Source organism: Bradyrhizobium sp. SZCCHNPS1003, assembly GCF_032381555.1.
Taxonomy (GTDB): Bacteria; Pseudomonadota; Alphaproteobacteria; order Rhizobiales; family Xanthobacteraceae; genus Bradyrhizobium.
In genome coordinates, this window is the sequence record NZ_JAUHIU010000006.1 from 272,239 (window position 1) to 285,533 (window position 13,295).

The following is a 13,295-nucleotide window of genomic DNA, read 5'->3' on the forward strand; positions in this document are numbered from 1 at the left end:
GAGCTCGAGATCGAACTTGATCTTGTGCTGCTCGATCGCAAGGCGTTCGACCGCCAGGCCGGGCAGTGCGAACGAGCCGACATCGTTACTCTGCCACGCGAACACCACCTGGAACACCGGCGTGTATTCCGGATGCCGCGGCGGCTGGAGCGCCTCGACCAGGTGCTCGAACGGAAGATCCTGATGATCCTGCGCCGCGAGGACCGCCGTCTTGACGCGGTCGATCAGCTCGGCGACAGCAGGACCATGCGAGAGGTCGAGCCGCAGCGCCAGCATGTTGACGAAGAAGCCGGCTAGGCCTTCGAGCTCCGAACGCATCCGATTTGCGCTCGGCGTGCCGATCACGAGATCCTGCTGGCCCGCCAACCGCGACAGCACGATGGCCCAGGCCGCCAGCACGATGACGAACGGGGTGGCGCCGAGCGCGTGGCCCAGCCGCCTGATGTCGGCCGATAGACCGTCGTCGATCTCCACCGGCACCGCGGCGCCGGCGTTGGATCGCGGCGCAGAACGCCCACGGTCGGTCGGCAATGTCAGCAAGGATGGCGCGTCGCGCAGCACGGCGGTCCAATGATCGAGCTGCCGCTGCAGCCGATCTGCCGTCAGCGAATGCCGCTGCCATGCTGCATAGTCCGGATACTGAATCGCCAGAGGCGGCAACGGATCGTCGCCGCCTGCGGCGAAGGCGCCATACAGTGCCGAGAACTCGCGGACGATGACGCCCATCGACCATCCGTCGGAGATGATGTGGTGCTGGCTGAGCAGAACGACGTGATCATCATCGCCCAGACGGATCAAATGGCTGCGGATCAGCGGCCCCCGAGCGAGATCGAACGGCGCGCGCGTGCACTCATCCAGCACGTCGCCCAGCCGCTTCTCGCGGTTCGGCCGGCCGCGAAGATCATGCATCTCCAGCGGCAGGCTGGTGTCGGACGGCAACAGCGCAATTCGCGGCTCGCCGTCCTCGGCGACAAAGACCGTCCGCAGCGCCTCGTGCCGGGAGAACAGGCGGTCGAGGCTGCGGCGCCATGCGCCGATGTCGAGCCGGCCGCGCAACCGCAGCGCCACGTCGATGTGATAATTCGCGCTTCCGCCATCGAGCTGCGCCAGCAGCCACAGCTGCTGCTGCGCGAAGGAGAGCGGCAGCCGGCCCCCGCGATCGACGATCGGGATCGTGTTTGTGTCGCGTCTGGGGGCGTTGCGGCCGCGCTGTCGCGCGCGCGATGCCAACCGGCGCAGCGCCTCCGGATCGAGGTCACGCAGAAGAGGCTGTCCTGATTGTCCGCTCATGATAGCTCCGCCGTCATCAGTTCCTGGAGCTCACCTTCGGCGAACTCCTGCTCGATCAGACTGATCGAGAGGACGCGCGCGAATTCCGCCAATTCCGGATGAGCGAACAGCTCGGACAATTGCACCGACGTGCCGAACTCCTGCGCGACACGGCCGAGCAGCCGCACCGCCAGCAGAGAGTGGCCGCCGAGCCTGAAGAAGTGATCGCCCCGCCCGATGCGATCGAGGCCGAGCAGCTCCGCCCAGATGCCGGCCAGGATGATCTCGATCTCACCGACCGGAGCCTGATAGTCGTCTCCCGCTTCGCCTTGTGAGGCCAGCGGCAGCGCCTTGCGATCGACCTTGCCGTTCGGCGTCAGCGGCAGCCGCGGCAGCACGATGACGCGCAACGGCACCATGTAGTCCGGCAGCATGGCCGTGAGCATCGCGCGCAAGTCGCCGCCGTCGAGGGTGCTGTCACTGCTGACATAGCCGATCAGGTGTCGCCCGCCGCCGAACTCCTGCGCGACCACGACGCTGTCGCGAACGCCGGGCAGTGCGCGCAGCCGCGCCTCGATCTCGCCGAGCTCGATGCGATGTCCGCGCATCTTGACCTGGTGATCGGCGCGGCCGACATAGTCGAGCGTGCCATCGGCACGCCAGCGCGCCAGATCGCCGGTCCGGTACAACCGCGCACCGGGGCCGCCCAACGGATCGGGAACGAAGCGCTCTGCGCTGAGCCCGGCGCGCCGCCAATAGCCGCGCGCCAGTCCCTCGCCGCCGATGAACAGTTCGCCGGTCACGCCGGGCGGCGCCAGATTGAGATTGGCGTCGAGCACGTAGAGCGTGGTGTTGCCGATCGGACCACCCAGCACCGGCATAGGATCGTTGGAATCGAGCCGGTGGCGCGCAGACCACACCGTGGTCTCGGTCGGCCCATACATGTTCCAGACCTCGCCGCTCAGCGCGACGAGCCGCCGTGCCAGATCGGGAGCCAGCGCCTCGCCGCCGCAGAGTACGCGACAGCGACGAGGCAGCGCGGTCCCGTCATGATCGAGCAGCATGCGCCAGCTCGACGGCGTCGCCTGAATCATGGTCACGCCGTGCCTGGCCACGATCGCCTTCAGCGCCGTCGGATCCTGCGCCGAGGCGCGATCGGCCAGCACGATCCGGGCGCCCCGTGTCAGCGGCAGCCACAGCTCCAGCACCGCGATGTCGAACGACAGCGAGGTCAATGCCAGCACCCGGTCGTCGGACGCGATCCCCGGCTGCTCGGCCATCGTCGCCAGGAAGTTCGTCACTGCGCCGTGACGCACCATCACGCCCTTGGGCAGGCCGGTCGAGCCCGAGGTATAGATGACGTAGGCGAGGCTCTCCGGATGGATGGTGCTGCCGAGATTGTCGGCGTCGCCCGCATCATCGTCGCGATCGAGCAGCCAGGCCTCGGCTCCGCTATCGGCCAGCGCAAGCGCGAACCGATCCTGCAGCCCAGCTTGCGTCAGCAGAAGCCTCGCGCCGCTGTCGCTCAGCATGTGAGCAAGACGCTCGGCCGGATAATCCGGGTCGAGCGGCAGGTAGGCCGCACCCGCCTTCAGCACGGCGAGCAGCGCGACGATCATCTCGGCGTCGCGCTCCAGCGCCAGTCCGACCACGACATCGGCGCCGATCCCGCGCGCGCGCAGTCGCCGCGCCAGCCGGTTTGCGCGCGCGTTCAACTCGCCGTAGCTGATCCGGCGGTCGCCGCTGACGATCGCAACCGCGTCCGGGACAACCTTCGCCCGCGCCTCGATCTGCGCCACCACGCCGGGCGCTGCGTCGATCAACGGACGTGGGGATGACGTCTCGCCAATCGCAGCTCCACTCCAGCGCAAGAGCCACGCCAGCGCCTCCCCATCGACCATTCGAAGGCTGCCGGTCGGACGGGTGGCATCCGCCGAAATCTGCATCAGCCAGTCCCGCAACGACGCGCTCACCCGTCGAATCGCGTGCTCGTCCAATTGCGCACGATCGTAGTTGAAGTCGAGGCGCAGGCCCTCGGGTCCGTCGAACACGATGACCGCGATCGGATAACTGGTCGGCGTCACATGTTCGACCCGCCCGATCTGCGGCCCAGCACCGTTGCGCGCGGTGAGCGCCTGATCGATCGGATAGTTCTCGAACACCATCAGGCTGTCGAACAGGGGCTGCCCGGCCCTGTCGGCGAGGCGCTGGATCTCGTGCAGCGGCAGCCACTCATAGTCGCGCGCCGCGACGCTCTGCGCCTGAAGGGTTCGCAGCCAGTCGCCGGTCGCGGTCTGCGGGTGCGCGCGGTCGATCAGCGGCAGCGTGTTGATGAAGAGGCCGACCATGTGCTCGGCGCCGGCAAGCTCGGCCGGACGGCCCGAGACCGTCACGCCAAAGCAGACCGAGCTTTGTCCCGTATACTGCCGCAGCAATTGGGCCCAGGCCCCCTGCAGCAGCGTATTCATCGTGATGCGCTGTTGCGTCGCGAACCGCCGCAGGCGGGCAGCGAGATCGACGTCCACGCGCAGCGTCAGCCGGCCGTGGCCGCTCGCAGCGTCGATCGCGCGGCTCGCACGCAAGGCGTCGGCGAGCGGCGTTGGCTCATCGAAGCCGCGCAGCGTCTCGCGCCAGAAATCCACAGCCGCCGCGTGGTCGCGCGTCTGCAGCCAGGCGATGTAGTCGCGATAACTGGCTTGCGCCGCCGACGGCGCAGCGCCGCCGATCTGCTGCAGCACGTCTGCGAGCAGCCGCGCCGAGCTCCAGCCATCGATCACGATGTGATGATGCGTCCAGATCAGCCACAGCCTGTCATCGCCGAGCCGGATCAGCCGCAACCGCTGCAGCGGCGGCCGGGTGATGTCGAAGCCGAGCTCACGCTCGCGCCCCGCCGCCTCCGCAAGCGCCGCATCGATAGCCACCGCAGCGGCCCCATCAGCGATACGGCCGCGCCAATCCTCCTCGACGACGGGCACCTCGAGCTGACGGTAGACGATCTGCTGGGCCGCTCCGGACAATTGCTGCCAGGCGAACCCGGTTCGCAGCACCGCATGCCGCGCGCTCGCCGCCTGCCATGCCGCACGCAACCGCGCCGGCGTCACACCTCGAAGCTCGATCGAGAGCTGGTTGACATAGACGTCATCAGCGCCATCGCGCAGGGCATGGAACAGCAAGCCCTGCTGCATCGGCGACAGCGGATAGATGTCCTCGACGGAGCGACAGTCGATCGTCGCGCAGAGCCGGTCGAGCGCCGCCTGATCGAGCCCCGCGAGCGGAACATCGGACGGCGTGAGACCGCCGGCGCCGCCGAGGCAATGATCGACGAGACCGTGCAGCGCCGCCCGATAGAGCTCCGCGAGCCGTTCGACGGTCGCGCGCCGATAGCACCGGCTGCCATAGCGGAAACCGAGACGCAGCTGCCCGTCACGCACCTCGCCGTTGATCGTGAGCCAGGCCCGCAACGGCGTGTCGGCGGCTCGCATCGGTCCCGGGTTTTCCGGCGCAATCCGGTACGGCGCCGACGCGCCGAGCTGGCCATCGAAGCGGCCGAGATAGTTGAAGACGATACGCGGGTTCGGCACCGCGGCCAGCGCCTCGCGATGCTCCTTCGCACCGAGATGGCGCAGGACTCCATAGCCGAGCCCGCGATCGGGCACGGCGCGCAGCGTCTCCTTGACGCGGGTGATGAGCGCGCCGTCGGTCTTGCCGCCGCCGTCGAGACGGACCGGGAATGCGGTCGTGAACCAGCCCACGGTCCGCGTGAGATCGACGTCCGCAAAGACATCCTCGCGGCCGTGGCCTTCGAGCTCGATCACGACGCCATCGATCCCGCGCCAGTTCCAGACCGCACGCGCCAGCGCAGCCAGCAGCAGGTCGTTGACCTGCGTGCGATAGGCCGCGGGCGCCGCATCGAGCAGTCGTTCGGTCAGCTCCGCTTCGAGCTTCAGCACGACCTCCTCGGCGTCGGCTTCGACGTCGGCGCCACCATGGTCGTCGTCGCAGGGCAGCTCGCTGCCGCGGGAGGACGCCAGCCAGAACGGCATCTCGCCGACCAGCCGATCGGAGGCCGCATGCGCGCGCAGTCGCTGCGCCCAGGAGGACGGCGTGGAGCTCTGGGGCGGCAGGTTGACGGCGGCCACCTGCCCCGTCAGCTGCTCGCAGGCCGACGCGATGTCCTCGAGCAGAATCCGCCACGACACGCCATCGACGGCGAGATGGTGAATGGCGATCAGCAGCCGTTGGCTGCCGTCGCGCATGTCGAACCCGACGGCGCGCAGCAGAGATCCCGATGCCAATGACAGGCTCGCCTGCGCCGCCGACGCGATCGCGCTGACGTCGGCCGGCTCGACTGCCGTGCGGAGCCAAAGCAGCTCAGGCGCGGCAGGCAGGTCGGACGGCACCGCCTGCCATTCACCCGCGACCTGCCGATACGTCATGCGAAGCGCATCGTGATGCCCCACGACGGCAGCGAGCGCCCGCTGCAGCACGCTCCAGTTGATCCGGTCCCGCGGGATCAGCAGCACCGCCTGGTTGAAGTGATCGCGGTTGGAGATATCCTCCGCGAAGAAGCGCAATTGGATCGGCAGCAGCTCCGCAGCGCAGGCGTTCATTGCGTTGCGTGCTGCTGCCGGCGGCGTGATGGCTGGCGCGGAGGTGGTCGCAACCACGCCGGCCAGCGCCGCTATCGTCTGCTGCGCGAACATCTGCTTCGGCGTCAGCATGACGCCGCGCTTGCGCAGCCGCGCGATGATCTGCAGGCTGAGGATGGAGTCGCCGCCGAGCTCGAAGAAATTGTTATTGCGGCCGATCCGCTCGCGGCCCAGCACGTCCTGCCAGACCGCGGCGATTGTCTCCTCCACCGCCCCGACCGGGGCGGCATAGGATAGCACGGCGTCCTCGTCCGGCTGCGGCAGCGCCGCGCGGTCGAGTTTGCCGTTGGCGGTCAGCGGCAGCCAGTCGAGCACGACGATGCGCGACGGCACCATGTAGTCCGGCAGCATCGCCGAGAGTTGCTGCCGCAGCGTCTCCGGCTGCAACACGGCGCCCGCTGCAGCGACACAATAGGCCACGAGCTCCTGGCGCTCCTGCTCAGCATCGACGGCGCGGGCCACGACGGCTGCATCGGCGATGCCGCTCATCAATGTAATCGCGCGGCTGATCTCGGCGGGCTCGACGCGGTAGCCGCGCAGCTTCACCTGATCGTCGCGCCGGCCGAGGAACACGATCCGGCCGGCCTGATCACAACGCACGCGATCGCCGGTTCGGTAGAGGCGCTCACCTGGCGCCCCGAACGGATCGGGGATGAAGCGCTCTGCCGTCGGCGCGGGCGCACAGCGATAGCCGCGCGCCAACCCAACACCACCGACGTGGAGTTCACCGGCGACCCCGGCCGGAACGGCATTCAGTGCATCGTCGAGAACGTAGGTCCGCAGATTGGCAAGCGGCAATCCGACCGGCACCGGACCTCGACCTGCGGCTTCCGTCCACTCATGTGTCGTAACGCCGACCGTCGTCTCGGTGGGTCCATAGTGATTGATGATCCGGCAATCCGGCCGCAGCCGGCGGACCTCTTCGATCAAGCCGTGATCGCACGGCTCGCCGCCAAGGATCAGCATGTCGCGCGGCAGAATGTCGGCCGAGCGCCGTGCCCGCAGCAAGCCGCGCAGATGGCTCGGCACGATCTTGAGGACGCCGATCTCGCCGTCGCGCATCGCTTGCGCAAACGCATCCGCATCGAACGCGGCATCGGCCGGAAGAAGATTCAAGGTTGCGCCGCTCGCGAGCGCGCCGAACAGCACGGTGTGGCCGAGATCGGCGGCAACAGTCGAGACCATCGCCATGCTCGCGTCGGCGCGTGGCCGCAGCCGGGACAATAGCGCCTGCACATAGTTGGCAAGTGCGCCGTGTGACACGGCGACGCCCTTGGGCGCGCCGGTCGAGCCCGACGTGTAGATGATGTAGGCAGTCTGCGCCGGATGAACGTGCGGGCGAATGAACTCGCCGCGAGACGCATCGCTGCGCGACTCGCCATCCAGCGCGACGCATTGCAACGCGCTCGCCGCAGCGAGGCATTCGCCGGTCGCGACCAGGGTGTCGATGCCACCATCGTGAAGAATACGGTCAACACGCGCCACCGGCCACGCCGGATCGAGCGGCACGGCGGCGCCGCCCGCGTTCAGGACGCCGAGCAGCGCCGCGACGAAGCTCGGCGACCGCTCGATCCACAGCGCCACCGGCGTCTCATGCGTGACGCCCGCCGCAACGAGCGTGCGCGCGATCTGGTCCGACCAGCCCACGAGCTCGGCGACGCTGACGGTGTCCTGTCCTTGGCGCAGCGCGATCCGATCGTCGCGGCCCGCGAACGCAGCGTCGATCAGATCGAGGATGTCCGTCGACGGGAAGCTCTTCACCTCCGCCGCGACGACCTGCCTGACGTCTCGCGCGATTGCGAAGTCGCGCAGCGGCTGGTCGATGCCCGCCGCGATCTGCCGCAGGAAATCGACGAGTTGGCTCCCGATCCGCTCGACCGTGGCCGCATCGAACAAATCAGTTGCGAAATTCAGGCTCGCATTCATGCCCGTTGGGCCGTCGATGATGTCGAGCGCGAGATCGAAATGCGAGCCGGCGAGATCGACGATGCGCGGCTGGGCGTGCAGGCCATCGCCGAGCGCAAATCCGGCCGGCGCGTCCATGTAGTTGAACTTGACCTGGAACAGTGGATTGTGGCCGCCGGAGCGGGTCGGCTTCAGCGCATCGACGAGACGGTCGAACGGCAGATCCTGATGTGCAAGCCCGGAGATGACCTCCTCTTTCGCCTGCCCCAGCAGCTCGGCGAAGCTCATGCCGTCGGCCACGTCGGCCCGCAGCACCAGCGTATTGACGAAGCAGCCGATCAGCGACGCCAGCTCGGCCTGGCGGCGCCCGGCGACGGGCACGCCGACGCGCAGGTCGGAGCGGCCGGAGTAGCGGAACAGCAGCAGCTGATAGGCGGCGAGCAGCAGCATGAACATGCTGACGCGATGCTCCCTGGCGAGCACGCGGAGCCTCAGCACCAGATCGGGCGCGATCTCGACGTGAATGGTGTCGCCGCGATAGCTCGGTACGGGCGGGCGCGGCCGGTCGAACGGCAATGCAAGCGGTGTATCCGCGTCGCCGAGCCGCTCGCGCCAGTAGGCGAGCTGCTGCGCAGCCTCGGGGCCGGAAAGCCAATCCCGCTGCCATGCGGCGTAGTCGGCATATTGGACGGCGGATGGGGACGGCGGCGCCCCTGCCCCGCGCCGGAGCCCGTCATAGAGCGCGGCGATCTCCGCCAGCAGCACGTCGAGCGAGAGCCCGTCGGCGACGATGTGATGCGCCGATAGCAGCAGCACGTGGCGGTCGTCCGCGAGCTGCATCAGCACGGCGCGCAGCAGCGGGCCATTGACGAGATCGAACGGCCGCGCCAGCTCCTCGCGTGTCCGCGCCGCGACCCGCGACGCGCGCTCCGCCGCCGGGCTGCGCCGCAGATCCTCGACCGCGACCGGAATGTCCGGCGCCGCATGGATGACCTGCACGACGCGGCCATCCGGGGCGGAGAAGGTGGTGCGCAGCGTCTCGTGACGGGCGACGATTTCGGTCAGCGCCTGCACCAGCAGTGCTTGATCGAGCGGGCCGTCGAAATGCACCGTGCAGGCGATGGTGTAGGCCGTGCCGGCCGGATCCATGCTCCAGAGAAACCACAGCCGCTCCTGCGCGGGAGACAGCAGCTCGCGTATGCCCGCCGGTGCCGGCTGCAGCGGCGGAAGCACTTTCGCGTCCGCGCTGGCGGCATCGATAAGCTCTGCGAGCGCGGCGAGCGTAGGCGCATCGAAGAAGCCGCGCAGCGCGAGCTCGATTCCGAACTGCTCGCGCACCATCGCCGTGATCTGAGCGGCCGCGACCGAGTTGCCGCCGAGCATGAAGAAGTCGTCGTCGCGATCGACGGTCTCGCGCCGGAGCACATCCCGCCAGATCAGCGCAAGACGGCGTTCGGTCGCCGTCGCGAGCTCCGGGGACGGCGATGGGTCCGCCGCCTCGCGTCGCCGCTCGAACACCATGAAGCTATCGAGCGTGCCCTGCGCCCACCTGGCGCGACAGGCGGACCGCTGCAGCTTGCCGCTGGTGGTCAGCGGCATGCCTTGCGGGTTCAGCAGCACGACCACCGCCGGATATTCCTGCGTCTGCCGCATGACCGCGTCGCCGATCGCCTTGATCAGCACGTCGGCCGGCGTTCGCCGCAGCACTGCCCTGCTGAACTCGGCAGCTACGCCAATGCCTTCGGCGCCATCGATCTGGACCGGGAAGGCCGCGACACGTCCCTTCCGCACCGAGGCCACCTCGGTCTCGACGGCCTGCTCCAGATCGAATGGATAGATGTTCTGGCCGCGGACGATCAGCAGATCCTTGAGCCTTCCCGTGACGACGAGTTCGCCGTCGCGGACGAAGCCGAGATCGCCGGTCCGCAGCCAGCGCGCGCCGTCGCGAACGACGAACGTCTGCTGCGTCGCCTCGGGATTGTTCCAATAGCCCAGCGCGACGCTCGGACCTGCGACCCAGATTTCGCCGACCTCATTCCTCTCGGCCTCGGCGGACGCATCGACCCTCATGATGCGCACGGCGTGGCCGTCTGCCACGGCGCCGCACGCCATCAGGTCCGTGCCCTCGCCGGCGCCCGCAACGCGCCCGCCGGCGAGCGCTGCGGGATCGAGCGTGTGACAAACCGCCCGGCTCGCGCGGTCGCCTGCCGTCACCAGCAAGGTCGCCTCGGCAAGGCCGTAGCACGGCGTCAGCGCGCGAGGATCGAGGCCCGCCGGCCGGAAGCGCGCGGCAAATCGATCCAGCGTCGCGCGGCGCACGAACTCCGAGCCGGAGAACGCGAACCGCCATCGGCCGAGGTCCAGACGCGCGATCGCCTCGTCCGAGATCCGGTCCGCACAGAGCGCGAACGCAAAGTCCGGCCCGCCGCTGCAGGTGCCGCCGTGGCGATGGATGGCGTCGAGCCAGCGCCGCGGCTGCTCCAGGAAATTGCGCGGCGACATCAGCACCGCCGTGAAGCCCGTGAACAGCGGATTCAGCAATCCGCCCATCAATCCCATGTCGTGATAGAGCGGCAGCCAGCTGACGAAGACGTCATCCTTGGTCCCGCCGAGCACCGCCTCTATTGCGATCTCATTGGCGACCAGGTTCCGGTGAGTGACGCAGACACCCTTCGGCTGCGACGTCGAACCCGACGTATATTGGAGGAACGCGATCGCTTCGCCGTGCAAGTCCGTCTCGCGCCAGGATGCGGCGGCATCGACCGGCACCTCGTCGACGGCAACAACATGAGCCTTGGGCTCGCCGAACGCAGCGACGATGGCGTCGCGCAGACGCGCCTGGGTGAGAATGAGCCGCGGCGCGGCATCGCGCAGGATGCCGTCGAGCCGGCTCGTGTAACGCTCCTTGCCGGTTTCCGGCGGATAGGCCGGCACGGCAATGACCCCGGCATAAAGGCACGCGTAGAACGCGACGGCATAGTCGGGACCGTTCGGCAGCAGAATCACGGCGCGCTCGCCTGCGCCGGCAAGCTCCTGCAGATGTGCGGCCGTTGCGCGAATGCGTCGATCCAGCGCGGCGAATGTCAGCTCGTCGACGACATCGTCGCCTTCGATGAAGCGCAGCGCCGGATGATCGGCACGCGAGGCGGCATGCTCGCGGAGTCGTTCGACGAGGGTCTGTGTCGGCATCTTCCGAAGGTCCGATAACAATGTGAGGATCGATCGCGCAGGCTCAATTCACGCGATGGGCTTGCGCCATCGCGACGATCACCCTGCGCGGCCCCTTGAACGGCTCGCGCGCGTGCGCCGTCAGCATGTTGTCGAGCATGACGACGTCGCCGGTCTGCCAGGGAAAGACGATCTTATGCCGGTCGAGCACGGCTCTGACCGTGGCCAGCGTCTCATCCTCGATCGGCGAGCCGTCGCCGTAGAACGCATTGCGCGGCAGCTCGAGCGGATCGCCGACGATGTCGAGAAGACTTTCCCGCACCTCGGGTGCGAGGCTGGAGACGTGGAACAGATGCGCCTGATTGAACCACACCATGTCCCCGGTCACGGGATGCACCGCGGTCCCCTGGCAGACCTGCCGCGTCCGCAGCTCGTCGCCATCCTTCCATTCGCAGGCGATCGCATGGGAGGCGCAATAGGCCTCGACCTCGGCCTTCGACTCCGTGCCGAACACCTGTCGCCAGTCGACATCGAGTCCGCTGCCGTAGTTGCGAACATACATGACGCCCCGCTCGGCGAAGCGGTTACGGATCGCGGCCGGAATGTCGCGATGGATCGACCGGCTGTCGGCGACCGGCGTCTCGCCGCCCTGCTGTGCCGCCTGCTCGCAATAGAACCAGATCTTCATCGGCCAGTCGCGCGTATAGGCCTGCTCGTTGTGCAGCGGGATGCTCTGGTGCGGCGGATATTCGGTCGAGGTGTAGACGCCGGCGCTGACCTGCGATCGGGGCGTCGAGCCGAATTCATAGGACAGCAGCGGATGGCCGAAGCTCGCGGCGAAGCTCCTGAACGCCTCGGCGCCGTCGAGATGGAAGCCACGGAAGAGAATTCCGCCGCACGCGTAGAGCTGGCGCTCGATCATGTCGCGGACCTCGCTGACGGCCTCCATCAGCGGCTGCTGCGTGCGGCTGGCCCGCAGAAGGAACGGCAGCGATTCTTGCTCTACTTTAGATTGTATTGCGAACATGACTTCTCCCCGTCTCCCGTCGATTTCAGCATCGAAGTTTCTTCACCAGCCGGCTTTTCCGGCTGGGTCCTGCTTTCGACGCGCCGCTCAAGGCCCCGCGCGAGCAACGGCGGGCTCCGGCCATGCCCGACGTACCAGCAATGCGGCAACGAGCTTCAGCAGATCCGCCTGCTGGCTGTGGATGAAGAAATGGTCGCCCGGCAGCATGTCGCGGCCGAACGTGCCGGAGGTCTCGGCCCGCCATGCCTCCAGTGCCTCGGCACGCGTTTCGTCGAGCTCTCCGCCGAACACGTGCAGCGGACACGGCAACGGCTGGCGCCGCCGATACACGTAGTTCCCGCACATCAGGAAATCGGCCCGCAGGATCGGCAGTGTGCCGCGCATGATCTCCATGCTCTGCAACGCCTCCGGCGGCGTGCCGTTCAGCCTGAGAAGCTCCTCGCGCAATGCGTCGTCACCGAGCGGCTCGCGCCAGCGGCTGCCGTCGCGCACGGCAGGCGCTTCCGTTCCGGACACGAGCAGCATCTGCGGCCTTGGCGCGCCGAGCGCGAGCAGCCTGTGCGCGAGCTCGAAGGCGAGCAAGCCGCCGAGGCTGTGCCCGAACAGGACGTAAGGCTCCGCCAACGGCGTCCCGACCAGTTCGGACGCGAGCTGATCGACCAACGCCGTCGCATCCGTTTGCAGTGGCTCGTCCATCCGCGCGCCCCGTCCTGGCAGCTCCAGCGGCTGGACCTCGATCCAGGACGGAAGACCTCTCCTCCAGCGCGCATAGACCATGGCGCTGCCGCCGGCATAGGGCAAACAGATCAGCCGCATGGCAGCCAGCCTCCTTCGCTTCAGGATTCGGCAGAAGCCTGCGCGTTCTCCTGCATGAATTTCCGCAGCGAGAGCGGCCGCATGTCGGTCCATACCTGCTCGATATGGTCCAGACACTCCTTCTTGCTCCCGGTCACGCCGACGGCCGTCCACCCGTTCGGGATGTCCTTGAACGTCGGCCAGATCGAATATTGCTCTTCGTGATTCACGACGACGGTGAAGGTGACGTCATCTCTGTCGAAGATCATCATGCCCGGCTACTCCTACTAACAAACGACGTTGATGAACTACGAGTAATGCAGTTGATAATGACAGTCAAAAGGATACCGCCGATCGAAGTTTTTAATCTCTCCAAGGTGACACGCAGGTGACGATTCAACACGAGGATGTATCGGCTCCAACTAGATGATTTGCCGACCCGACCGCTTTGTCACCCGGGGATGATCACACCTCGACGCAAT

General features: G+C 67.7%; 5 protein-coding genes (1 of these 5 running past the window's edge). All 5 read right to left on the reverse strand.

What is annotated here, in order from left to right; translation table 11 throughout:
- Positions 1–1,290 carry the beginning of a non-ribosomal peptide synthetase gene (locus QX126_RS12510; RefSeq protein ID WP_315781219.1) on the reverse strand. Its footprint begins 5,310 nt before the window's first position, so 1,290 of the gene's 6,600 nt are visible here — the first part of the coding sequence; its start codon is at positions 1,288–1,290; its stop codon lies beyond the left edge, outside the window.
- The gene (locus QX126_RS12515; protein WP_315781221.1) at positions 1,287–11,012 is read right to left on the reverse strand and encodes a non-ribosomal peptide synthetase; all 9,726 of its coding nucleotides are present in this window, start codon (positions 11,010–11,012) and stop codon (positions 1,287–1,289) included. Before QX126_RS12515 ends, QX126_RS12510 begins: the two co-directional genes overlap by 4 nt.
- A gap of 43 nt (positions 11,013–11,055) precedes the next feature.
- Entirely contained in the window at positions 11,056–12,018 is a 963-nt protein-coding gene (locus QX126_RS12520; protein ID WP_315739515.1) for a TauD/TfdA family dioxygenase, read from the reverse strand.
- Positions 12,019–12,105: 87 nt separating this feature from the next.
- A complete protein-coding gene (locus tag QX126_RS12525; protein ID WP_315781224.1) occupies positions 12,106–12,834 on the reverse strand; it encodes a thioesterase II family protein in 729 nt (242 codons plus the stop codon).
- Positions 12,835–12,854: 20 nt separating this feature from the next.
- Positions 12,855–13,085 (reverse strand): MbtH family protein, encoded by a 231-nt coding sequence (locus QX126_RS12530; protein WP_315781226.1) that lies wholly within the window; start codon positions 13,083–13,085, stop codon positions 12,855–12,857.
- Positions 13,086–13,295: the final 210 nt, after the last annotated feature.

Bases quoted from the DNA above. Each gene is read 5' to 3' on its own strand.
- QX126_RS12530 (WP_315781226.1), bottom strand. From the start codon at position 13,085: ATGATGATCTTCGACAGAGATGACGTCACCTTCACCGTCGTCGTGAAT.
- QX126_RS12515 (WP_315781221.1), bottom strand. From the start codon at position 11,012: ATGCCGACACAGACCCTCGTCGAACGACTCCGCGAGCATGCCGCCTCG.
- QX126_RS12520 (WP_315739515.1), bottom strand. From the start codon at position 12,018: ATGTTCGCAATACAATCTAAAGTAGAGCAAGAATCGCTGCCGTTCCTT.
- QX126_RS12525 (WP_315781224.1), bottom strand. From the start codon at position 12,834: ATGCGGCTGATCTGTTTGCCCTATGCCGGCGGCAGCGCCATGGTCTAT.